Origin of the sequence: Nakamurella aerolata (assembly GCF_013002705.1) — a bacterium.
GTDB lineage: Bacteria > Actinomycetota > Actinomycetes > Mycobacteriales > Nakamurellaceae > Nakamurella > Nakamurella aerolata.
Genome location: NZ_JABEND010000001.1, coordinates 468,128 through 490,442, shown reverse-complemented (window position 1 = coordinate 490,442; position 22,315 = coordinate 468,128). Strand labels below are relative to the sequence as shown.

At 68.2% G+C, this 22,315-nt stretch carries 16 protein-coding genes, 1 tRNA gene and 1 pseudogene; 13 read left to right on the top strand and 5 right to left on the bottom strand.

Annotated features, from left to right (window positions below):
- The first annotated feature begins 38 nt into the window (after positions 1-38).
- From HKD39_RS02130 to HKD39_RS02085, 10 genes and pseudogenes are all read left to right on the top strand, one after another.
- Entirely contained in the window at positions 39-953 is a 915-nt protein-coding gene (locus HKD39_RS02130; protein WP_343074524.1) for an acyl-CoA thioesterase, read from the top strand.
- Between the two features lie 108 nt (positions 954-1,061).
- Positions 1,062-1,658, top strand: a pseudogene (locus HKD39_RS20730) (DUF998 domain-containing protein); the annotation flags it as partial.
- A gap of 292 nt (positions 1,659-1,950) precedes the next feature.
- Positions 1,951-2,442 carry an HNH endonuclease gene (locus HKD39_RS19175; RefSeq protein WP_171198152.1) on the top strand — a complete coding sequence of 164 codons (492 nt, stop codon included), beginning with the start codon at positions 1,951-1,953 and terminating at the stop codon, positions 2,440-2,442.
- 68 nt (positions 2,443-2,510) lie between these two features.
- Positions 2,511-2,584: transfer RNA gene (locus HKD39_RS02115), tRNA-Leu, on the top strand.
- A 324-nt stretch (positions 2,585-2,908) separates the two neighbouring features.
- Positions 2,909-3,490 carry an ANTAR domain-containing response regulator gene (locus tag HKD39_RS02110; RefSeq protein ID WP_171198151.1) on the top strand — a complete coding sequence of 194 codons (582 nt, stop codon included), beginning with the start codon at positions 2,909-2,911 and terminating at the stop codon, positions 3,488-3,490.
- A gap of 351 nt (positions 3,491-3,841) precedes the next feature.
- On the top strand, positions 3,842-5,182 hold the full coding sequence (locus HKD39_RS02105; protein WP_171198150.1) for a branched-chain amino acid ABC transporter substrate-binding protein: 1,341 nt from the start codon (positions 3,842-3,844) through the stop codon (positions 5,180-5,182).
- Positions 5,183-5,295: 113 nt separating this feature from the next.
- Positions 5,296-6,336, top strand: a complete 1,041-nt coding sequence (locus HKD39_RS02100) for a branched-chain amino acid ABC transporter permease (protein ID WP_171198149.1) — start codon at positions 5,296-5,298, stop codon at positions 6,334-6,336.
- Positions 6,333-7,634: a branched-chain amino acid ABC transporter permease gene (locus HKD39_RS02095; protein ID WP_171198148.1), complete on the top strand. Its 1,302-nt coding sequence runs from the start codon at positions 6,333-6,335 to the stop codon at positions 7,632-7,634. Before HKD39_RS02100 ends, HKD39_RS02095 begins: the two co-directional genes overlap by 4 nt.
- A complete protein-coding gene (locus HKD39_RS02090; RefSeq protein ID WP_246231779.1) occupies positions 7,631-8,629 on the top strand; it encodes an ABC transporter ATP-binding protein in 999 nt (332 codons plus the stop codon). The genes HKD39_RS02095 and HKD39_RS02090 overlap by 4 nt, the downstream gene beginning before the upstream one ends.
- Entirely contained in the window at positions 8,616-9,473 is an 858-nt protein-coding gene (locus tag HKD39_RS02085) for an ABC transporter ATP-binding protein (RefSeq protein WP_171198147.1), read from the top strand. The genes HKD39_RS02090 and HKD39_RS02085 overlap by 14 nt, the downstream gene beginning before the upstream one ends.
- A 63-nt stretch (positions 9,474-9,536) precedes the next feature.
- On the opposite strand, the gene HKD39_RS02080 is transcribed toward HKD39_RS02085, so the two are convergent.
- Positions 9,537-10,028, bottom strand: coding sequence for a hotdog fold thioesterase (locus tag HKD39_RS02080; RefSeq protein WP_171198413.1), 492 nt, complete (start codon positions 10,026-10,028; stop codon positions 9,537-9,539).
- 269 nt (positions 10,029-10,297) lie between these two features.
- Here HKD39_RS02080 and polA point away from each other — a divergent pair, with 269 nt between their 5' ends.
- Positions 10,298-13,024, top strand: coding sequence for a DNA polymerase I (polA, locus tag HKD39_RS02075; protein ID WP_246231933.1), 2,727 nt, complete (start codon positions 10,298-10,300; stop codon positions 13,022-13,024).
- A gap of 372 nt (positions 13,025-13,396) precedes the next feature.
- On the top strand, positions 13,397-16,864 hold the full coding sequence (locus tag HKD39_RS02070) for a glycoside hydrolase family 3 C-terminal domain-containing protein (protein ID WP_171198146.1): 3,468 nt from the start codon (positions 13,397-13,399) through the stop codon (positions 16,862-16,864).
- A 651-nt stretch (positions 16,865-17,515) separates the two neighbouring features.
- On the opposite strand, the gene HKD39_RS02065 is transcribed toward HKD39_RS02070, so the two are convergent.
- Positions 17,516-19,057 carry an amino acid permease gene (locus HKD39_RS02065; protein WP_171198145.1) on the bottom strand — a complete coding sequence of 514 codons (1,542 nt, stop codon included), beginning with the start codon at positions 19,055-19,057 and terminating at the stop codon, positions 17,516-17,518.
- 347 nt (positions 19,058-19,404) lie between these two features.
- Between HKD39_RS02065 and HKD39_RS02060 the strand changes: the two genes are divergently transcribed.
- Positions 19,405-20,025, top strand: a complete 621-nt coding sequence (locus HKD39_RS02060; RefSeq protein WP_171198144.1) for an ASCH domain-containing protein — start codon at positions 19,405-19,407, stop codon at positions 20,023-20,025.
- Between the two features lie 35 nt (positions 20,026-20,060).
- On the opposite strand, the gene HKD39_RS02055 is transcribed toward HKD39_RS02060, so the two are convergent.
- From HKD39_RS02055 to HKD39_RS02045, 3 genes are all read right to left on the bottom strand, one after another.
- Positions 20,061-20,507 carry a DUF4870 domain-containing protein gene (locus tag HKD39_RS02055; protein ID WP_171198143.1) on the bottom strand — a complete coding sequence of 149 codons (447 nt, stop codon included), beginning with the start codon at positions 20,505-20,507 and terminating at the stop codon, positions 20,061-20,063.
- 62 nt (positions 20,508-20,569) lie between these two features.
- Positions 20,570-21,421, bottom strand: a complete 852-nt coding sequence (locus tag HKD39_RS02050; protein ID WP_171198142.1) for a class I SAM-dependent methyltransferase — start codon at positions 21,419-21,421, stop codon at positions 20,570-20,572.
- Positions 21,421-22,104, bottom strand: a complete 684-nt coding sequence (locus HKD39_RS02045; protein ID WP_484549461.1) for a ribonuclease FAU-1 family protein — start codon at positions 22,102-22,104, stop codon at positions 21,421-21,423. The genes HKD39_RS02050 and HKD39_RS02045 overlap by 1 nt, the downstream gene beginning before the upstream one ends.
- Between the last annotated feature and the right edge of the window lie 211 nt (positions 22,105-22,315).

Sequence of the window (22,315 nt, the reverse complement as noted above, 5' to 3'; positions counted from 1 at the left end):
CACCGGGTGCCGCTGCCCGATGGCCTACGGTGACGACTGTGACAACGTCCGAGCCGCCCAACCGCCCACAGCCGCAGCTCGACACCGACGGGGTGCCCCGCGGGCAGCTGGTGCTCGACGAGCTGCTCAGGCTGCTCGACGTGCGCGAGCTGGAACCCGATGTGTACCAAGGGTTCTCGCCGGAGACCCGGTTGGTGCGGGTGTTCGGTGGGCAGGTCGCGGCGCAGGCACTGGTGGCCGCCGGCCGTACCGTCCCCGACGATCGCCGCGTGCACTCGCTGCACTCGTACTTCCTGCGGCCGGGCGACCCGCGCAAACCGATCGACTACGACGTCGACCGCGCCAGGGACGGCCGCTCGTTCACCACCCGCCGGGTGGTCGCCATGCAGGACGACACCCCGATCTTCACGCTGTCGGCCTCGTTCCAGATCGACGAGGCCGGGCTCGACCATCAGCTACCGATGCCGGACGCGCCCGACCCGCAGTCGCTGCCGACCTACGCCGATCGGTTGGCCGGCGGGCACAACGCCGGGCCGTGGGCGAAGATCCCGCGGCCGGTGGACATCAGGTACGTCACCGACCCGCCGTGGGCCAGACGGCCGTCCGCGCCGTCGCCAGGGGCCAGGAGCCTGGTCTGGTTCCGCGCCGACGGCACCATGCCGGACGACCCGCTGCTCAACATCTGTTTGCTCGTCTACGTTTCCGATCTGTTCCTGCTCGACTCGGTGCTGGCCACCCACGGTCTGAACCCCAGCGTCGGCGGACTGCAGATGGCCTCCCTCGACCACGCGGTGTGGTTCCACCGGCCGGTGAAGATGGACGACTGGGTGCTTTACGACATTGCCTCGCCGAGCGCCTCCGGCGCGCGCGGGCTCGGGGTCGGCTACTTCTTCTCCGAGCAGGGTCAGATGCTGGCGACCGTTGTGCAGGAGGGGCTGATCCGGCTCACCTGACCGGGCCGGTGTCCTGCTGGCGCCAGGGTGCAGGTGGGGGAAGCGTCAGGGTGCAGTGGGGGATTGGCGGGATAGGAGCGGCCGTCGATCCGCCCGAGGCTGGGTGGCATGGCCTTCCCGCCCGTACTGCCGGCCGCCGCGACTGCCGGCCGATCCGGCGCCGGCTTGCTGTTGACCGGTGCGGTCGCCTGCACGCTGACCGCGGATGTTGTTGCCGGGCCAGGGTTTTCGCCACTGGCCCGGCCACTGTCCGAGCTGTTCTGGACCGCCGGTGGCTGGCTGTTCCCACTCGCCCTCACCCTGCTGGCCGGTGGGCTGCTGCTGGTTGCCGGGTCTGTCGGGGTGTGCAGCCGGTCGGCGGCGGCCGGGTTCGGCGCGGCCGCTGCAGCGGCGCTGGTGGCCGCCCTGTTCCCGGCCGACGGACCCGGCTCCGGCAGCCTGAGCGGTGCCGGCGAGACGCACCGCTGGGCGTCGCTGGTGCTCCTGGTGCTGCCGCTGGGAGCCGGGGGACTGCTGACCCGGCGCTGCCGTGGGCTGCGCACCGAGTTGTTCCGTTGGTTGACCGCGGCTGGCGTTCTCGGCGCCGGATTCCTGATCGGGTTCCTGCCGCGGCTGCTCGATCTGGACGGGCGGATGAGCTGGCCGCCGGCGGAGATCAGCGGGCTGCTGCAACGGCTGCTGGTGCTCGCCGTCATCGCCGTTGCGCTGGTCGCCGGGCGCGCCGCAGGCTCGGGTGCCGAGCGCACGACCACCCGAAATTGCGGTGACGCAACCGGGAATGCCGCGGTAGCGTGTGCCGGCCGCGCGGGTGCGTCGGCGCTAACCGGAACCCTGACCGCCTTGTCACGTTGGCGTTCCGGTTACCTCGTCGTAGCCCGCGGCACCGATACTCACCATGGCAGCGACACCGACCGGCTCGATCCAGCGGCTGCCGACAGGGCGAATGATCCGGCAACAGCCAGGTCGACAGACCGGCAAACCGTAAGGGAGGCAGCAGATGTCCGGCGTACTGCTGATCAATGCCTCCTACCAGGTGCTGTGCCGGATCGAGTGGCAGCGGGCCATCACCTTGTTGGTCACCGAGGCCGCCGACGCGATCGAGAACCATCCGAGCGAAGTGGTGCGTTCCAAGTTTTTGACCGTGCCGCTGCCGCTGATCGTCCGGTTGCGCACCTACGTGCATGTCGATGTCGGCCGGATCAAGCAGCTGCGCGACCGGCAGCCGTCCTACGCGCAGGTCCGGCTGCGGGACCGGCGCACCTGCGCCTACTGCGGCGAGCACGGCGACACCGTCGACCACATCGTGCCGCAGTCCCGCGGCGGCCAGAACACCTGGGACAACCTGATCACCGCCTGCCGTGAGTGCAACAACCGCAAGGCGGACCGCACCCCGCTCGAGGCCGGAATGCGGTTGCTGTGGACCCCGCGGCCGCCCGAGGCCGACGGCGCTGACCAGCAGCTGGTCTGGGACGCCCTCGGCGTCGGCTGAGCCCCGGGCGGTGACCGTCCCGCGCCGCGGCGACCGGTAAGATCATTGTCGGCTGCTGCGGCGGCCCTGCCCCCGTATCCCAATTGGCAGAGGAAGCGGATTCAAAACCCGCACAGTGTCAGTTCGAGTCTGACCGGGGGCACCGCACTGTTGTCACTGATCTGTCTGCACCGGTCTGTCACCGGTCTGCCACCGGGTCTGTCACCGGACCGGTCTCGCTCGGAGTCTTCTCGAGTTCGGGCTTCTGCTCCCGGTGTGCACCCCGGCGCCGAGTGTGCTGACGGCGCAGCGGTTCCCGTCCGGCCGGCGAGAAGTCTCACCCCTCGTCTTGCCGCACCGGCACGGCGGCGGTCACCCCGCGGCCATTAGGCTGAACCTTCGCCCGGCGGAGCGAACGAGCTGGGCGGACCGCGCCGCGAAGAACCGTGTACCGGAACAAGAACTGACACAAGAAGAGGTAGGCCGCATGACGACGACCCGGCGGGTGCTGATCGCCGAGGACGAGGCGCTGATCCGCCTCGACCTGAAGGAGATGCTGGTCGAGGAGGGCTTCGAGGTGGTCGGTGAGGCCGCCGACGGCGAGCAGGCGGTCACCATGGCCAAGGAGCTCACCCCCGACCTGGTGATCATGGACGTGAAGATGCCGAACAAGGACGGCATCGACGCGGCCGCCGAGATCGTCGGCGAGCAGATCGCCCCGGTGGTGATGCTCACCGCGTTCTCCCAGCGCGAGCTGGTGGAGCGAGCGCGGGACGCCGGTGCCATGGCCTATCTGGTGAAGCCGTTCAACCAGGCCGACCTGATGCCGGCCATCGAACTGGCGGTGGCCAGGCATCAGGAGATGGTGGCGCTGCGGTCCGAGGTGGAGGACGTCACCCAGCGGCTGGAGGCCCGCAAGACCATCGACCGGGCCAAGGGCCTGCTGATGTCAGCGCAGAAGATGAGCGAGCCGGAGGCCTTCAGGTGGATCCAGCGCACCGCGATGGATCGCCGTACCTCGATGCAGGCGGTGGCCCAGGCCGTGATCGACGGGCTCGCCAAGAAGTAGCCGCGTCCGGCGGGCGGCGCCGTTGACCGTGGCGCTGATCACGGCTCGGCAACCGCCACCCTCGTACGCCGAATGTCCGGCTGATCAAATGATCGGCCGGACATTCGGCGGTTTAGTGCCGGCGACGAACGGCTGATTGCCGGTGACGATGAGACGTCCTGTCGTTCAACAGGTCTCGAGGAGGCCGTGCCGAGGCCGGTGTTGTTGTCGCTTTTTGGTCACGGGAACATGCCGTTGCTTCGATTCCCGCCAGATGTGCGCTAGTTTCCGCCAGTCGAAGTTTGCACGGTCGGGGGACTGACCCCCGACCGGATTTCTCTCAACTGGAGGTGGCACGTGCATCGTGTTGCGATGCGAGGGGCCCTGGTCGTAGTGGCGGCAGCCACGTTGACCCTGGCGGCCTGTGGCAGCAAGAGCGCCGACGGCGGCAGCAGCAACGCCAACGCCGGCGGCGGGGGTACCACTCAGACCACCGAGACCGGGTCGGCCGGCGGCGGTGCCGCGGGCAGCGCAGCCGGCGGCGGCGATTCGTCGGCGGCGTCCGGTGGCGGCAGCGCCGCGGCGTCCGGCGGTGGCACGGCGTCCGGCGGGGCTACGGCCATCAAGCCGGTCGAGCAGATCAGCCCCGAGGGTGCCAAGGTCGAGCAGAAGTCGGCGTCCAACGCCGCCAACCCTGCCGGCGACGGCAAGGCCAAGTGCTCCGGCGTCAACATCGGCATGGCCGGCGCCTTGACCGGCGCCAACGCCGCGCTCGGCATCAACATTCTCAACGGCGCCAAGGTGGCCATCGACGAGCACAACAAGGCGAACCCTGACTGCCAGGTGCAGATCAAGCAGTTCGACACCGAGGGTGACCCGCAGAAGGCCACCCAGGTGGCCCCGTCGATCGTCAACGACAAGACCGTTGTCGGCCTGCTCGGACCGGCCTTCTCCGGCGAGACCAAGGCCACCGAGCCGATCTTCAGCCAAGCCGGGCTGCTGTCGCTGACCGCGTCCGCGACCAACCCCGACCTCACCAAGCAGGGCTGGAAGAACTTCTTCCGCGGGTTGGGCAACGACAACTCGCAGGGCGGCGCCATCGCCAACTACATGACCAAAGAGCTTGGCTACAAGAAGATCTGCGTTGTCCAGGACGACTCCGACTACGGCGTGGGCCTGGCCAAGGTGGTCACCGAAACCCTCGGCGACGCAGCCGATTCCAGCTGCGCGGCCAAGGTGAAGACCGGCGACAAGGACTTCTCGGCGACCGTCAACCAGATCAAGGGCGCCAGCCCCGACGCGGTCTACTACGCCGGCTACTACGCAGAGGCCGCGCCGTTCGTCAGCCAGCTCCGCGGCGCCGATGTGAAGGCGACCTTCGTCTCCGCCGACGGCACCAACGACCCGCAGTTCGTCAAGCAGGCCGGAAACGCCGCCAGCGGCGCGATTCTCACCTGCCCGTGCGGGCCGGCTCCTGCCGACTTCGCCAAGAAGTATCAGGATCTGAACAAGATCGCGCCGGGCGTGTACTCGGTGGATGCCTACGACCTGACCACGATCATGCTCAAGGGCATCGACTCCGGCATCACCGACCGGGCCAAGCTGATCGACTACGTCAAGAGCTACGAAGGTCAGGGCCTGGCCAAGGATTACAAGTGGGATGACACCGGCGAGCTCGCCGTGGCCAACCCGTGGGTGTACAAGGTCGGCTGACCGATACCCGAAACCGCAGTCGCGGTCGGCAATCTCCGTTCCGGAGGCGGCCGGCCGCGACTGTGCGGGTAACCAGGTTCAGCTGATTCACCACGGTCACGGCGAGGAGTGGCATGAGTTTCCTAGCACTGTCGAGCGGACCGCTGCTCAGCAACGATGTCATTTCCTTCGACATCGCAAACCTGGGCCGTTCGTTCTTCCAAAGCACCCTTGACGGACTCGAGTGGGGGGCGATCTATGCGCTGGTCGCCGTCGGCTACACGCTCGTCTACGGCGTGCTGCGGCTGATCAACTTTGCGCATTCCGAGGTCTTCATGGCCGGCATGTTCGGCCAGTACGCCGCGTTGATGGCACTGGGCTTCACGCCGAACGGCAACGCCTACAACGAAGGCCCGGTGATGACGATCCTGTACCTCGGGATCGCCATGCTCGCCGGAATGGCGGTCTCCTGCGTGGTGGCGGTGAGCCTTGAGCGAGTGGCCTATCGCCCGTTGCGCAAACGCAGCGCGCCGCCGCTGGTCTTCCTGATCACCGCGATCGGCGCCTCGTTCGTGCTGCAGGAGTTCGTGCACTTCGTGCTGCCGAACCTCACCGGTCAGACCCTCGGCGGCGTCAACGCCCAGCAGCCGATCAAGCTCGTCAACCGCGAGGAGCTGTTCTCCGTCGGCGACGGGTCGGTCAGCAACCTCACCCTGATCCTGGTGCTGTCGGCCTTGGTGCTGACCGGCATCACCGACATCATCGTCAACCGCACCAAGTTCGGCAGGGGCATCCGCGCGGTCGCGCAGGACCCGACCACCGCGACCCTGATGGGTGTCTCCCGCGAGCGCGTCATCATGTTGACCTTCGCGATCGGCGGCATCCTGGCCGGCGCCGCCGCCCTGCTGTACACCCTGAAGATCCCGAACGGGATCATCTTCAACGGCGGCTTCATCCTTGGTATCAAAGCCTTCTCGGCCGCTGTGCTCGGCGGCATCGGCAACCTGCGCGGGGCGTTGCTCGGTGGCCTGATCCTCGGTGTCGCGGAGAACTGGGGCCAGTACATCTTCGGCAACAACTGGAAAGACGTGATCGCCTTCGCGCTGCTGGTGCTGGTGCTGATGTTCCGCCCGACGGGCATTCTCGGCGAGAAGCTGGGGAGGGCACGCGCATGAGTACCCCTGCCGCAGCGTCCGGCAAACCCCAAGCACGGGCGGACCAGCCGAAACCCGCTGGGGGCAAAGAGAAGATCGCCATCGGCGACCGGTTCCGGTTGTGGTGGAACTCGTTGTCACGGCCGACCCAATGGGCGGTCGGGGTGCCCTTCATCATCCTGCTGGCGCTGCTGCCGGTGGTCAGGCCACCCGGAATCTCAACGGTGGGAACGGATTTCGGCGGCGTGATGGCCCAGTTCGGGATGATCGCGCTGATCGCCATCGGCCTGAACGTTGTGGTCGGCCAGACCGGCCTGCTCGACCTCGGCTACGTCGGTTTCTACGCCGTCGGCGCCTATACCGTCGGCCTGCTCACCAGTCCGGACAGTCCCTGGAACCAAACCGGTGACGGCGGCTGGCTGTCCGCCAAGTGGGCCTGGCTCGCGGTGCTGCCGATTGCCGTTGCCATCACAGCGATCTCGGGTCTCATCCTCGGGACGCCGACGCTGCGGCTACGCGGCGACTACCTCGCGATCGTGACCCTCGGCTTCGGCGAGATCGTCCGGCTGCTGGCCGACAACCTCGACACCCTGACCCGCGGCGGGCAGGGCCTGAGCCAGGTCGCCTATCCGCGCCTCGGCGAATCCGACACCGCCATGAACGGTGTCTTCGCGGCCGGATACAGCAACGGTGGCAACATCAACAACGGCGTCTGGTGGTTCTGGCTGTCGCTGCTGCTGATCGTGCTGGTGCTGCTCGGCGTCGGGAACCTGGAACGCTCGCGGGTCGGCCGCTCCTGGGTCGCCATCCGGGAGGACGAGGACGCCGCCGAGATCATGGGCGTGCCGACCTTCCGGTTCAAGCTGTGGGCCTTCGTCATCGGCGCCGGCATCGGGGGCCTGTCCGGGGCGCTGTACGCCGGGCAGGTGCAGTTCGTGGTGCCCACCAACTTCAACGTCATCAACTCGATGCTGTTCCTGTGCGCGGTGGTGCTCGGCGGCCAGGGCAACAAGCTTGGCGTGATCCTCGGCGCCTTCATCGTGGTGTACCTGCCCAACTACTTCTTGGGCCGCACCGAGTTCCTGTGGTGGAACATCAACGGCAACGCCATCGCCGACTACAAGTATCTGTTCTTCGGCCTGGCGTTGATCGTGCTGATGATCTTCCGTCCGCAGGGGCTGATACCCGTGCGGCAGAAGCTGATGACGTACGGTCGGCAAATCTGGCTGGCCGCCCGCGGCAAGCGCACCAAGTTCGACGACAATCCTGCTGGCTCAGACAAGCCCGGCAGCACGGCGGCTGCGGAGGTGAGCAGATGACCTACGACCGTGAGATGCGCGAAGAGGGACTGGATTCCAACGCCCCAGGGCTCACCGGTGACGACGACGAGGCGAACAGCGGACCGGCGCCAAGCGGCTACGGCCAGATCCCCGACGAGCCGGTCGATGTCGACGTCACCGCCGTCGACCCGAGCCTGGCCGATCCTGAGCACGTCGCCGAAGTTGTGGCGCCGCAACGCGAGATCCGCACCGCCGAGGGTGCGCCGCTGATGCGGATGGAGCACGTGACGATGAAGTTCGGCGGCCTGGTGGCCCTGGACGACGTCAGCTTCGACATCAAGCGCGGTGAGATTCTCGGGCTGATCGGCCCCAACGGCGCCGGGAAGACCACCTGCTTCAACACCATGACGGGCGTGTACCGGCCCACCGAGGGCCAGGTGGTGTTCGACGGCAGGGTGCTCGGCAAACTCAAGCGCAACGAGATCACCCGCGCCGGCATCGCCCGCACCTTCCAGAACATCCGTTTGTTCAACGAGATGACGGCGCTGGAGAACGTGGCGGTCGGTACCGATGCCAGGCACAAAACCTCTGTGCCCGGCGCGCTTTTCCGCACGACGCGGCACCGGGACGAGGAGCGCGACGCCATCGACCGCGGGATGGCGCTGCTGGAGTTCGTCGGAATCGGTGAGCGAGCCACCGAGAAGGCCAAGAATCTGCCGTACGGCGACCAGCGTCGCCTGGAGATCGCCAGGGCTTTGGCCACCGAGCCCAAGTTGCTGTGCCTCGACGAGCCGGCCGCCGGGTTCAACCCAGCGGAGAAGTCGGCGCTGATGGATCTGATCCGCAAGATCCGCGACGACGGCTACACCGTGCTGCTGATCGAACACGACATGCGCCTGGTGATGGGCGTGACCGACCGCATCGTTGTACTGGAGTTCGGCCGGATGATCGCCGAAGGTCTGCCCGACGAGATCCGCGACAACGAGCAGGTGATCGCCGCCTACCTTGGAGTGCCCGACGATGAGTCAGCCTGACCCGAACCAGCCGACCACCTCCGGCGACCCGTTGTTGGAGATCTCCAACATGGCGGTGGCTTACGGCAGAATCGAAGCGCTGCACGGCATCTCGTTGACCGTGAACCCCGGGGAGCTGGTCACTTTGATCGGCGCCAACGGTGCCGGCAAGACCACCACCATGCGGGCCATCTCCGGGATTCTGCCGCTGTCCAGCGGCCGGGTGATCTTCGACGGCCGCGACATCACCAGGATGAAGGCGCACCAGCGGGTGGCCGCCGGGATCATCCAGGCCCCGGAGGGCCGCGGTGTCTTCCCCGGGATGACGGTCCAGGAGAACCTGGACATGGGCCACTACGCCCGCAAGTTCGACTCCAAGGCCGACTACGACGAGGCGCTGGAGCGGGTCTACTCGCTGTTCCCGCGGCTGCTGGAACGGCGCAAGCAGGCCGGCGGCACCATGTCCGGCGGCGAGCAGCAGATGCTGGCGATCGGCCGGGCGCTGATGGCAAGGCCGCGGCTGCTGCTGTTGGACGAACCGTCCATGGGGCTCGCGCCGATGATCATCCAGCAGATCTTCCGGATCATCAGCGAGATCAATCAGCAGGGCACCACCATCTTGTTGGTGGAACAGAATGCCCAGCAAGCACTTTCGCGGTCCGACCGGGCCTACATCATGGAGACCGGCGAGGTCATCAAGACCGGCGTCGGGAAAGAGCTGCTGGTCGACCCGAGCGTCAAGGAGGCCTACCTCGGCGTCGGCGCGGACAGCGGCTCGGACACCTCCCGAGCAGCCGCACCGGCCGCCGGCGCGGTGGCCGGGGGAGCCGCGGGAGCAGCCGAGCGACCCGATCTGCGCAAGTAGCCGGTCGGCAAGCGCGCGGCGGCGAGCAGCTGCTGCGCCCGGCGACGGCGAACTGATCGGCACTCAGCCTGCCGGCGCCTCCCGCACCAGACACGACAGCCGTGCGGTGCAGGTGCGGCGGCCGTCGTCGCGGCTGATGACGATGTCGAAGCTCATCGTGGTCCGCCCGACATGGATGGGCATGCATACTCCGCGCACCAGCCCGCCGGTCGCCGCCAGGTGGTGGGTGCAGTTCAGCTCGGTGCCGACGGCCACCCGGCCGGGCCCGGCCAGCATCCCGGCGTGAAAAGAACCGAGGGTCTCGGCCAGCACCCCGTTGGCGCCGCCGTGCAGCAGCCCGTACGGCTGCCGGTTACCGGCCACCGGCATGGTCGCGACCAGCCGGTCCGGGCCGAACTCGGTGATCCGGACGCCCATCCGCCAGTTCAGCTCGCCGGCGACGGCGTTGGCGGCGGCCAGCACCGCCGCGTCGGTGGCGTCCCAGGTGCCGGCCGGCAGCCCGGCCGTCGCCCCGGCAGCCGCGGCGGCGGTAGTGGTCTCGAACAGCGCACGCATGCCGGCGTCGATGTGGTCGGGGAGCACCGCACCGGCCGGCAGCGGCACCGGCGGCGCTGCTGGTGCGGCGGTGGCGTCAGGGTCCGTCATGCCCAGAATCTAACCGGCGCGCAACAGCCGGCAGCAGCCACAGCCCGGCCGGAGCCGGGAGCCGTGGCCGGAGGCGGGAGCCGCGGCGCCGTGATGTCGGCCGGCACTTCTACACTCGCGGGGTGGCAGCAACAACCAGCAGCGCACCGACCGCACCGCAGGCGTCCACCGAGCAGCCCCTGGGCGAGCAGACGCAAGCCAAGGGCCAGGGCGGCACGCTGCTGCTGGTGGACGGGCACTCGATCGCCTACCGCGCGTTCTATGCGCTCCCGGTGGAGAACTTCTCCACCACAACGGGGCAGCCGACCAACGCGGTGTACGGGTTCACCTCGATGCTGATCAACCTGCTGCGCGACGAAGCACCGACCCATGTCGCGGTGGCCTTCGACCTGTCCCGCAAGACCTGGCGCAGCGAGGAGTACGCGGCGTACAAGGCCAACCGCTCGGCCAGCCCTGATGAGTTCCGCGGCCAGGTTGAGATGATCAAGCAGGTGCTCGAGGCGCTGCGCATTCCCACGCTCGAGGCCGAGAACTACGAGGCGGACGACGTGATCGCCACCCTCACCGTGCGGGCCACCAGCGAGAACCTCGACGTGCGCATCTGCACGGGAGACCGCGACGCCCTGCAGCTGGTGTCCGACCAGGTCACCGTGCTGTACCCGAAGCGGGGAGTGTCGGAGCTGACCAGGTTCACCCCTGACGAGGTGATGAACAAGTACGGCCTCACCCCGGCCCAGTACCCCGACTACGCGGCGCTGCGCGGCGATCCTTCCGACAACCTGCCGAACATTCCCGGCGTCGGCGAGAAGACGGCGGCCAAGTGGGTTCGCGAGTACGGCAACCTGACGTCGTTGGTCGACCAGGTCGACCAGGTCCCGGGCAAGGCCGGAAACGCCTTGCGCGACAACCTTTCCAACGTGTTGCAGAACCGCAGGCTCACCGAGCTCGTCAGGGACGTGCCGGTCGCGGCCGATCCCGCTGTCGACCTGGTCGCCCAGCCGTACGACAGGGAGGCCGTGCACGCCATCTTCGACACCCTGCAGTTCCGGGTGCTTCGGGAGCGGCTGCTGGAGATCTTCGACCAGGCCGACGAGACCAGCATCGAGGGCGGTTTCGAGGTCACCGGCGGGCGGCTCGGTCCCGGCGAGGTCGGTGCCTGGCTCACCGAGCACGCGGGCGCCGACCGCATCGGCCTTGTGGTGCGCGGGCAGTTCGGTGCCGGCGCCGGAGACGTCAACACCCTGGCGTTCGCCGCGCCCGACGGCGCCGGCGCGGTGGTCGACGTCACCGAGCTGGACGCCGCGGACGACGCGGCGATTGCCGAGTACCTGGCCGACCCGGCCCGTCCCAAGGTCGGTCACGACCTGAAGCCGGCCATCAACGCGCTGATCGCCAGGGGCTGGCCGGTCGACGGTGTGGTCAGCGACACCGCGCTGGCGGCCTACCTTGCGCTGCCGGGCCAGCGCTCGTTCGACCTCGGTGATCTGGTGCAGCGCTACCTGCACCGCACCCTGCAGGCCGACAATGCCGAGCCGGCGCAGCTGTCGCTGATCGACGAGGCGGACGCCGGCGGCGACTCCGCCGGCGCCGACGTCGCGCTGATGGTCGAGGCCCGCGCGGTGCTCGACCTCGCCGACGTGCTGGCGGCGCAACTGGAGGAGTCGGGGCAGCTCGATCTGCTCACCGACATGGAGCTGCCGGTGATGCGGGTGCTCGGCGGCATGGAGCGCGCCGGCATCGCGGTCGACGCCGACTATCTCGGCCAACTGCACGCCGAGTTCTCCGCCGAGGTGGTGTCCGCCGCTCAGCAGGCCTACGACGTGATCGGCAAAGAGATCAACCTCGGTTCGCCGAAGCAGCTGCAGACCGTGCTGTTCGACGAACTCGACATGCCGAAGACCAAGCGCACCAAGACCGGCTACACCACCGACGCCGATGCGCTCACCGATCTGTACGCGACCACCGAGCACCCGTTCCTTGCGCACCTGCTGCGGCACCGCGACGTGATGAAGCTGCGCACCACCATCGAGGGACTGCAGAAGTCGTTGCGGGAGGCCGGATCCGGCCAGTACCGCATCCACACCACCTACCTGCAGAACATCGCGGCCACCGGGCGGCTGTCGTCCACCGATCCGAACCTGCAGAACATCCCGATCCGCACCGAAGAGGGCAGGCAGATCCGCAAGGCCTTCATCCCCGGCGGCGGATATGCGCTGCTGCTGACCGCCGACTATTCGCAGATCGAGATGCGGATCATGGCGCACCTGTCGCAGGACGCCGGGCTGATCGAGGCCTTCCGCTCCGGCGAAGATCTGCACACCTTTGTGGCGTCGAGGGCGTTCAGCATTCCGCTGGACGAGGTCACCGCCGAACAACGCCGCCGGGTCAAGGCGATGAGCTACGGGCTGGCGTACGGGTTGTCCGCGTTCGGGTTGGCCGCGCAGCTGAAGATCAGCCGCGACGAGGCCAAACAGCAGATGGACGCCTACTTCGAGCGGTTCGGCGGAGTCCGCGACTTCCTGCGGGCCGCGGTCGACCAGGCCCGCAAAGACGGCTACACGCAAACCGTTTTCGGCCGCCGTCGATACCTGCCCGATCTCACCAGCGACGTGCGTCAGCGCCGCGAGGCGGCTGAGCGCATCGCGCTGAACTCGCCGATCCAAGGTAGTGCCGCCGACATCATCAAGGTGGCGATGATCAACGTCGCCGATCGGTTGCAGCGCGAGCAGCTCAGCTCGCGACTGCTGCTGCAGGTGCACGACGAGCTGGTCTGCGAGGTGGCCGACGGCGAGACCGAGGCGGTCACCACGGTGCTGCGGGAAGAGATGGGCGGGGCCTACTCGCTCGACGTCGACATGGACGTCTCCGTCGGGGTCGGCAAGAACTGGGACGACGCCGCACACTGAAACGCGGCCCACTGAAACAGCGCCCACCGAACTCCCGCCTACTGAACCGCGGCTCGTCAACAGCGGGGCGGCCTGCGCGGTGTTGGCAGCGTTGGCAGCGTTGGCGTGTTGGCAGGGTGATCGGCTCCGAGAACACCGCAAATCCGACCGCGGCAACCGGTGGCCAAATACTTCCGTTGTCCGTAAAAAATCGGGACCAGGCCGGATCTGATTCGCGGCACAGCGTTGGTGATTAATGCTGATCATTAGGCTGAAATAGCGTTTTGCTGACGTGATTGACATCCGGTGTTGGTCAGTAGAAGGTAGAACCACTTCGAACGACCAACCGACGCTGATCGCTGCGCCGATGGAGGAAAAGTCATGCACCGTCGCATGTTTGCCGCACTTGCGTGTTCGCTGACCTTGACCGCTGGGGTGTTGCCACCCGTGCTCGCGCAGGCGCCGTCGACGCCGGCAGCCGACCAGGGGCCGGTCGCCCGCCCGGCGGCAGCGCCCGCCGCGGGGGATTGCCCATGGGTCGGTTCCACGGCACCGACCGAAGAAAAGGTCAAGCAGGTGGTCGACCAGCTCACCCTGGACGAAAAGATCCAGCTGGTACACGGCCAGTCCGACCGCCAGGGCTACACCGGGCTCGTCCTCGGCGTTCCCCGGCTGTGCATCCCCAACCTGAAACTGCAGGACGGCCCGGTCGGCGTCCGGATGAAGGACACCACCCAGCTGCCCGCCGCGGTGTCGCTGGCCGCCACCTTCGACCCGGCGATCGCCCGCCGGTACGGCAGCGTCATCGGCGCCGAGATGAAGAGCAAGGGCGCCGACGTCGACCTCGGTCCCACCGTCAACATCGTCCGGGATCCGCGCTGGGGCAGGGCGTTCGAGAGCTACAGCGAAGACCCGTACCTCACCGCACAGATCGGCGCGGGCACCATCGACGGCATCCAGGACAAAGGCGTAATGGCCCAGGTCAAGCACTGGGCCGTCTACAACCAAGAGACCTACCGGAACACCATGGCGGACAACGCGATTGTCGACGACCGCACGGTCCGGGAGATGTACACCAAGGCCTTCGAAGACATCATCGACGATTCGAACCCGTCGTCGGCGATGTGCTCGTACAGCGTCATCAACGGTCAGTTCGCCTGCGAGAACGCTTACCTCGACGGCATTCTCAAGGACGAATGGAAGTACGACGGGTTCGTCACCTCGGACTGGGGCGGCACCCACAGCACCGTTCCGTCCGCGCTGAACGGCCTGGACATGGAGATGCCGGGCTCCACCTACTTCGGTGACGCCCTCAAGGCCGCGGTGCAGCGGGGCGCCGTCCCGGAGAGCGAGCTGAACGACAAGGTCAGCCGAACCCTGCGGCAGATGTTCCGGTTCGGCCTTGTCGACAACCCGAGCCCCAACTCCACATCGGCCAAGGCATCGACCCCCGCGCACGTGCAGTTCGCCAAGCAGGCCTCCGAGCAGGGCACCGTGCTGCTGCGCAACGAACCGGTCGACGGCGCCAAGGTGCTGCCGTTCGCGTCCTCCGGAACCGCTGCGCCGCAATCGATCGCGGTGATCGGCGCCGGCGCGGGCAAGGGCACGCTGTCCGGTGGCGGCGGTAGCGCGGCGGTCGCCGGCACTGGCACCGTCACTCCGTTCGACGGCATCAAAGACCGCGCCGGCTCCGGCATCTCGGTGGAGTACGCGCAGGGCACCGCGCAGGCCGACGGTGGATCGCCCGCCGTTCCGACCGAGGCGCTGAAGCCGAAGTCGGGCACCGGCAACGGCTTGACCGCGCAGTACTACAACAACAAGACGCTGTCCGGGACCCCGGTCGTCACCCGCAACGAGCCGAAGATCGACAACACCTGGAACAGCTCACCGGCCCCTGGCGTCCCGGCCACCAACTTCTCGGTGCGCTGGAGCGGAACCCTCACCGCGCCTACCACCGGCGAATACATCATGGCGCTCACCATCGACGACGGCGCCAGGCTGAAGATCAACGGCAGCACCGTGATCGACAGCTGGAAGGACGGTGCCACCCGCACCGTCACCGGCAAGGTCACGCTGACCGCAGGTCAGCCGGTCGACGTCCAGGTCGAGTTCTACCAGGCCGCCGGCGGCGCGAGGGCCAAGCTGGGCTGGGTCGTCCCCGGTAAGGATCTGCAGAACGAAGCGGTGGCGCTGGCCAAGAAGTCCGACGTCGCTGTGGTGTACGCCGCGCTGCCCACCACCGAGGGCGCCGACGTGAAGACCATCGATCTGCCGGCCGACCAGAACGAGCTGATCGATGCGGTGGCCGCCGCCAATCCCAAGACCGTCGTGGTGCTGAACACCGGTTCCGCGGTGGCCATGCCTTGGGTGGACAAGGTGGCCGGCCTGATCGAGGCCTGGTACCCGGGTCAGCAGAGCGGCAACGCCATCGCCTCGGTGCTGTTCGGCGACGTCGACCCGGCGGGCCGGCTGCCGGTGACCTTCCCGAAGTCGCTGGACGACGTTCCCGCCGCTGATCCGGCCCGGTTCCCCGGCGTTGGCGGTCGGGTCGAGTACTCCGAGAAGCTGCAGGTGGGTTACCGCTGGTACGACCAGCAGCAGATCGAGCCGCTGTACCCGTTCGGATATGGCCTGTCCTACACCACCTTTGGGCTCTCCGACCTGCGGGTCGCCAGCCCGCTGACCAAGGACGGCACCGCCACCGTGCTGGCCAGGGTCACCAACACCGGCAAGCGCTCTGGCACCGAAACCGTGCAGGCCTACCTGCAGGTGCCCGACCCGACCGGTCAGGAGCCGCCGCGCCGTCTGGTGGCCACCGCGAAGGTGACCCTCGGCGCCGGCCGGTCCCGGGTGGTGCAGCTGCGCATCCAGGGTCGCGACGCCACCGTGTTCAACACCGACGCGCAGCAGTGGCAGCTGCTCAAGGGCGACTACCGGCTGTTCGTTGGCACCTCGTCCAGGGATCTGCCGCTGCAGACCACCATGTCGGTGCAGCAGCAGGACACCCTGCGTTACACCTCGCTCGAGACGCCAAAGGTGGTGACCGCGGGCAAGAGCTTCACCGCCACCACGACGTTCGTCAACGATTCGCCCAAGGCGGTGCGGCAGGTGGCCAACACCCTGCAGGTGCCTTCCGGCTGGAAGGCCAGCCCGACCACCCCGGCGAGCGTGCCGGTGTTGGCGGCGGGCAAGTCGCTGACCACCACCTGGCAGGTGAGCGTGCCCGCCGACGCGAGTAAGGGTGGTCACCAGCTCACCGCCGGCACCAGCTACGCCGGCGGCAAGACCCGCGAGGTCAGCACCACCGTCCAGGTGCCGTACCTGTCAGTCGCCGACGCCTACAACACCGTCGGCATCACCGACGACGCGAACCAGGCGCCGGGCGACTTCGACGGCCAGGGCTACAGCTATTCCGCGCAGGCACTGGCGTCCGTCGGGCTCACCCCCGGCAGTGCACAGCCGGGCGGAACCCGTTGGCCCACAGCCGATCCGGGCACCCCGAACATGGTGAACGCCAACGGTCAGACCATTCTGCTGAGCGGTTCGGGCAGCACCCTGACCATTCTCGGCTCCGCCAACAACGGGGTCGCGACCATCCCGGTGACGCTGAACTACAGCGACGGCAGCTCCAACACCAGCACGGTCGCCCTGGCCGACTGGTGGAATGCCAAGCCAGAACCGGGGAGCACCACGCTGGCGGTAGCGCCGTACATCAACCGCCCGGCCAATGCGACCCAGCCACGCGACCACAAGGTGGCCGTCTATGCGGCCACGGTGCCGCTGACCACTGGCAAGCAGCTGCAGTCGATCACGCTGGGCAGCGAGAACCGCTGGCACCTGTTCGACGCCGCGGTGTCGTAGGGGCAGTGTCGTAGCGGCGGTGTCGTCAACGGCCCTGTCGTGTGGGCGGTGTCGTAACGGCCCGCCCGCGAGCACAGTCGGCGCAGCTTCGCCCGCGATCACAACTGGTTTCGCACGTCACAACCGTTTCAGTGCGCTGGAAGGGTTGTGACGTGCCGGAACGGTTGTGCTCGCGGGTGCCTGGCCCGATCGCGGCGGCCGTGTGGCTGTCATCGCCGGGGCCCGGTTCGCGCAGGTTCTGGCACGTCGCACACCGGCATCCGTGCTGTGGGTGTGCGACGTGCCGAAGGGTGCGCGAGGTAGCGGCGTGCAGGTGACGGCGCTGGCAACTCCGTGCGCGGTTGGAGCGGCCGGTGCTGGGGGAGAGGCGGCATGCTCGTCCTGGGCGCGATCACAACTGGTTCCGCACGTCACAACCGTTTCCGCGTGCTGGAAGGGTTGTGACGTACTGGAACGGTTGTGCTCGCGGGTGCCTGGCCGGATCGCGGCGGCCGGGTGGCTGTCAGCGCCGGGGCCCGGTTCGCGCAGTGTCTGGCACGTCGCACACCGGCATCCGTGCTGTGGGTGTGCGACGTGCCGAAGGGTGCGCGAGGTAGCGGCGTGCAGGTGACGGCGCTGGCGGCGGCCAGTCCTGCTTCTCGTCCCCAACGGTCAGTTGTCGCGGCCACCCTCGAAGCTCTGCCGGGCGGCCCGGTACTGGTCTTGGGTGAGCTTCAGCCCGTCCCCGCGTTCGCGCTGGCCGACCCTGGAATGGTTGCGGCTGTAAACGAAATAGAAGATCACGCCGATCGCCATCCAGATCAGGAACCGGATCCAGGTGAACGTCACCAGGTTCAGCATCAGCCAGACGCAGGCCAGCACCGACAGAATCGGCAGCACCGGCACCCACGGCACCCGGAAACCGCGCGGCAGGTCGGGGCGCGTCTTGCGCAACACGATGACGCCGATCGACACCAGCACGAACGCGAACAGCGTGCCGACGTTGACCATCTCCTCCAGGTCGGAGGTGGGAACGAACCCGGCGATGACGGCGATCACCGCGCCGACACCGATGGTGATCCGCACCGGGGTGCCCGTCTTCGGGTTCACCGTGCCCATGCTGCGCGGCAGCAGGCCGTCGCGGGACATCGCGAAGATCACCCTGGACTGACCGAGCATCAGCACCATCACCACGGTGGTGAGACCGGCCAACGCGCCGATGGCAATCACCTTGCTCGCCCAGGTGACCCCAACGGTCGCGAAAGCCGTTGACAGCGTTGCCGCTTCCGGATCGGGCTGGCCGTCGACGATGGGCGCCAGCTCGTTGTACGGCACCATCCCGGTGACCACCAGCGACACCAGTACGTACAGCACGGTGACGATGGCAAGGGAACCGAAGATGCCGCGCGGCAGATCGCGCTGCGGCTTGCGGGTCTCTTCTGCGGCGGTGGCGACAACGTCGAAACCGATGAAGGCGAAGAACACGATGGACGCCGCGGCGAGGATGCCGAACGCGCCGAAATTGCTGGGCGCCTCACCGATGATCGCCTGGAACAGAGGCTGATCAAGCACCCGGCCGCCGCCCTCCACCGGCTGCGAGGGCGGCACGAACGGCGAGAGGTTCGACGCCTTGAAGTAGAAGAACCCGACGACGATCACCAGCAGCACCACCGCGACCTTGACCGCGGTGATCACCATGTTGGTGCGCGCCGAAAGTTTGGTGCCGATGGCCAGCAGGGCGGTGAGCACCGCGATCACCAGCACCGCACCCCAGTCGAAGATCCCGGCCGTGGTGTCCAACCCGGTGAATACATTCCCTAAATATTGCGACCAGCTCTTGGCGACGACCGCGGCGCCGAGCGCCAGCTCCAGCATCAGGTCCCAGCCGATGATCCATGCGGTGAACTCGCCGAGGGTGGCATAAGAGAAGGTGTACGCCGACCCGGCCACCGGGATGGTGGAGGCGAACTCGGCGTAACACATCGCAGCCAACCCGCAGGTGATCGCGGCCAGCACGAACCCGATCGTCACCGAAGGCCCGGCTTTGCCCGCGGCCACCTTGGCGCCGAGGGTGAAGATGCCGGCACCGACCACCACCGCGACGCCGAACACCGTGAGATCCCAAGCCGTCAGGTTCCGTTTGAGCTGGTGGCCCGGTTCGTCGGTGTCCTTGATGGACTGCTCGACCGACTTGGTACGCCACAGACTGGGCATCGCCTTGTCTCCTCGCTTCCCGATCGCGTGCAGACCGTGCCGCTGGCTCGTGGCGCGGCGCCACGCTGCTGACGGCCGTTGGCAGCGTCCGTTGCCAGCGCCCTCGGACAGCGCCCTCGGACAGCGCCCTCGGACAGTGCCCGCGAGCAGTGGCCGGCCAGAGCCGAACCCTAGACCCGATCGCAGGACGCGGCTCGTTGGCACACCGGCAGCGGGCTCGGGCCGCGGCCGCGGACGCCGCCACCGTGCAGCTGCCAGCGGCAAGCTGCCAGCGGCAAGCCGACAGCGGGCAGCCGCCAGCGGGAAGCCGCCGGCGGCGGACCTCCAGCGGGTGCGACAATCGCCGGATGTTGCTGCCCAAGCCGATCGCCGAAGGGGTGCGGGCCGGAACCGTGACGCTGGCGTTCCGGCGGTGGGACGCGCCGCGCGTCAAGGTCGGTGGCACCCAGCTCACCGTAGCCGGACTGATCCGCTTCGATGCCTGCGTCGAGGTCGCCGACCCGCAGGCACTGACCGACGCCGATGCGGCAGCCGCCGGGTTGGCCTCCCGCGAGCAGCTGCTGAGCAGGCTGGAGCCGCACCGGACCACCCGCTCGCCACGTGGCGCCAAGGGCGGCGAGACCGTTTACCGGATCACCCTGAGCTGGGCCGGAGAAGACCCGAGAGTGCAGCTGCGCCAACGCATTCCACGCGGCGCGGAGCTGGCGGAACTGCAGCAGGCCGTCAGCAAGTTGGACGCCGGACGCCGCAGCGGGCCGTGGACGAGGCAGATTCTGGAATGGATCGCGGCCCATCCCCAGGTGGTGTCCACCGAGCTCGCCGCCGTGCTCGGACGCGAACTGCAACCGATGAAGACGGACATCCGCAAGCTGAAAGCGTTGGGGCTGACCATCTCTCACCCGGTAGGTTACGAGCTGTCCCCGCGCGGGCTGGCCTACCTTGCCAGCCTGCCGCCCGGCTCACCCTGATCCGCCACTCGGCGCGGGAAACCCAGCGCGGTAGCTCAGCGCAAGATCGGAATGCCGAACGGGTAGCGGTACACCTCGCCGTTCAGTGCCCGCACCACCCCGATCAGGTGGCAGACCAGCGACACGACGAAGATCACCGCCCAGATCAGCAGTGCCACCGGAATCCCGATCACGGTGAACACCAGGATCCACCCGACGAGGTACAGCATCCAGAACGCCAGGTTGAAGTTGAATGCGCTCGCCGCGGCCTGCCGCACCTTGGCACTGCGGTTCTTGAACAGTGCCCACACGATCAGCGGTCCGAGCAGGCTGAGCCAGCCGGCGGTGAGAATCGCCGCGATCGGCGCGGACAGATGCGCGAGCACCATCCAGGTGCGCTCCTCGGCGGGGGAGAGCTGGTTGCCGGTCGCGCGTTGGCCACTCGTGTTGGCGTCGAACGGTTTTGCGGTGCCGGGGTGGCCGCGGGTCGGATCGCTGGTCATCTCGCCACCGTTGCAAGAACTCGGACCGACGGCAACCCTGACCCGCCGAAAGGCGGATCTGCTCAGGGTTTTCCCCGGTGTGCCACAAAGATGGCGGTTCCGGGAAACACCTCGCCGCGTTCCGGCGTCCACTGTCCCCAGGTGCCGGTGAAGCCTTCTGGCCACTGCGGCTCGATCACGTCGTCGACGACGAATCCGGCAGCCACCAGCTCGCGGATCCGGTCGCCCATGGTGCGGTGGTGCTCCACATAGGCCGGCACACCCTGCTCGTCGACCTCGACGTAGGGCGAGCGGTCGAAGTAGCTCTGGATCGCCGTCATGCCGGCCGGGCCCGGTACGTCGGCGAAGATCCAGCGCATCGGGTGGGTCACCGAGAACACCCATCGCCCACCGGGTTTCAGCACTCGGAACACCTCGCGCATGGCCCCGGCCGAATCGGCGACGAAGGGAATCCCACCGAAAGCCGAGAACGCGGTGTCGAAGGCGCCGGTGGCGAACGGCAGCTGCACCACATCGGCCTGCACCAGCGGGACCCAGACACCCGTGCTGCGGGCGGCTGTCACCGCATGCCGCAGCATCCCGGCGGAAACGTCGAACGCGACCGGCAGGGCACCGTGCGCGGCGAGCCATCGTGAGCACGGCGCCGAACCGCAGCCCACCTCCAGAATGCGTTGTCCGACAAGGCTTTCCGGCGCTCCGAGCAGCTGTGCGTCCGATTCGCGGAGGTTCTCCGGACACCACACGAAGTCGGCCTGGCCAAGGAACTCGCCGTGCTCGTCGTGGTAGGCGTCGGCGTCGGCGTCCCACCAGCGGCGGTTGGCCCGCTGGGAAGTGAGCTGATCGGCCGGTATCAGTTTCGGGTGCGTCGGGCCGAGCGGCCGGTCACCCGCGGCAGCGCCGGCGGAGGCTGCCATCAGGCGTCGGGCCGGTGGGTCTCGCGGCGGACGACGGCGCCGCTGACGTCGTCGCGGGTCAGCTCGGGTGCGAGCGGAACGCCGGCCCACTCGTCCGGCAGTGTCGGCACCGGCCAGGACGGGTCGGGCAGCCAGTCGACCCAGCGTCGGTCGAACTCCCACGCGTCGCCGGTGGCGAAATCGGCCAGCGCGGCAGTGGCGTCCGCGCGGATCCGGTCGGCCTGAGTGGCGCCGAAGCGGCCCTGCAGCACCGCCTGCTCCAGCTTGTCGGCGTCCTTGATCCGGTGCTGGCCTTCGGGGCCGATCACCACATCCAGCACCCGGTCGGTGCTGTACACGGCGTCCGGGCCGAACCGCAGCGGAGCCTCGAGGTTGACGTACCAGGAATGCCGCACCCGCTCGTCCGGCTCGGCGGCGCCGCCGTCGGCGGTCCAATGGAAGATCCAGACGCTCCACGGCTTTCCGGTCGGAGCCAGCCGGAGAATCCCGGGACCCACCACGGTTCGATCACCTGACTGCGTGATGCGCTGAACATGGTGGTCTTGTCGGTCCTGATGTCGGTGCCGTCGGCGCGGCGGACCCCGAGGCCAAGGGTGTTGCCGGCCAGGTAAACCGCAAGGCCGTCGGCGTCGTGCTGCACCACCCTGGTGGGGAAGACCGTCTCCGGCGTGCCCGGCGTCCACTCCGGGCGGCGGTAGTGCCAGCGCACCTGGTCTCCGGGCTTGAAGAAGGCGGCCGGCGCTGCGGCGTCCGGGGTGGCCGCACCGGTCAAGGGTGGACGGTCGTCGCGGCGCGCGGCCGACTCCCGGTCGGTCGAATCGGGCAGGTTCGGCGGCACGCACGTCACCCTAAGGGGAACCCGAGTCGCCGGCCACGCTCGCCGGGCGACCTGCC

What these genes read in the sequence shown, in the direction of transcription:
- HKD39_RS19175 (WP_171198152.1), top strand. Translation starts at nt 1,951, where the DNA reads ATGTCCGGCGTACTGCTGATCAATGCCTCCTACCAGGTGCTGTGCCGG.
- HKD39_RS02110 (WP_171198151.1), top strand. Translation starts at nt 2,909, where the DNA reads ATGACGACGACCCGGCGGGTGCTGATCGCCGAGGACGAGGCGCTGATC.
- HKD39_RS02105 (WP_171198150.1), top strand. Translation starts at nt 3,842, where the DNA reads ATGCGAGGGGCCCTGGTCGTAGTGGCGGCAGCCACGTTGACCCTGGCG.
- HKD39_RS02100 (WP_171198149.1), top strand. Translation starts at nt 5,296, where the DNA reads ATGAGTTTCCTAGCACTGTCGAGCGGACCGCTGCTCAGCAACGATGTC.
- HKD39_RS02095 (WP_171198148.1), top strand. Translation starts at nt 6,333, where the DNA reads ATGAGTACCCCTGCCGCAGCGTCCGGCAAACCCCAAGCACGGGCGGAC.
- HKD39_RS02090 (WP_246231779.1), top strand. Translation starts at nt 7,631, where the DNA reads ATGACCTACGACCGTGAGATGCGCGAAGAGGGACTGGATTCCAACGCC.
- HKD39_RS02085 (WP_171198147.1), top strand. Translation starts at nt 8,616, where the DNA reads ATGAGTCAGCCTGACCCGAACCAGCCGACCACCTCCGGCGACCCGTTG.
- HKD39_RS02080 (WP_171198413.1), bottom strand. Translation starts at nt 10,028, where the DNA reads ATGCGTGCGCTGTTCGAGACCACTACCGCCGCCGCGGCTGCCGGGGCG.
- HKD39_RS02070 (WP_171198146.1), top strand. Translation starts at nt 13,397, where the DNA reads ATGTTTGCCGCACTTGCGTGTTCGCTGACCTTGACCGCTGGGGTGTTG.
- HKD39_RS02065 (WP_171198145.1), bottom strand. Translation starts at nt 19,057, where the DNA reads ATGCCCAGTCTGTGGCGTACCAAGTCGGTCGAGCAGTCCATCAAGGAC.
- HKD39_RS02060 (WP_171198144.1), top strand. Translation starts at nt 19,405, where the DNA reads ATGTTGCTGCCCAAGCCGATCGCCGAAGGGGTGCGGGCCGGAACCGTG.
- HKD39_RS02055 (WP_171198143.1), bottom strand. Translation starts at nt 20,507, where the DNA reads ATGACCAGCGATCCGACCCGCGGCCACCCCGGCACCGCAAAACCGTTC.
- HKD39_RS02050 (WP_171198142.1), bottom strand. Translation starts at nt 21,421, where the DNA reads ATGGCAGCCTCCGCCGGCGCTGCCGCGGGTGACCGGCCGCTCGGCCCG.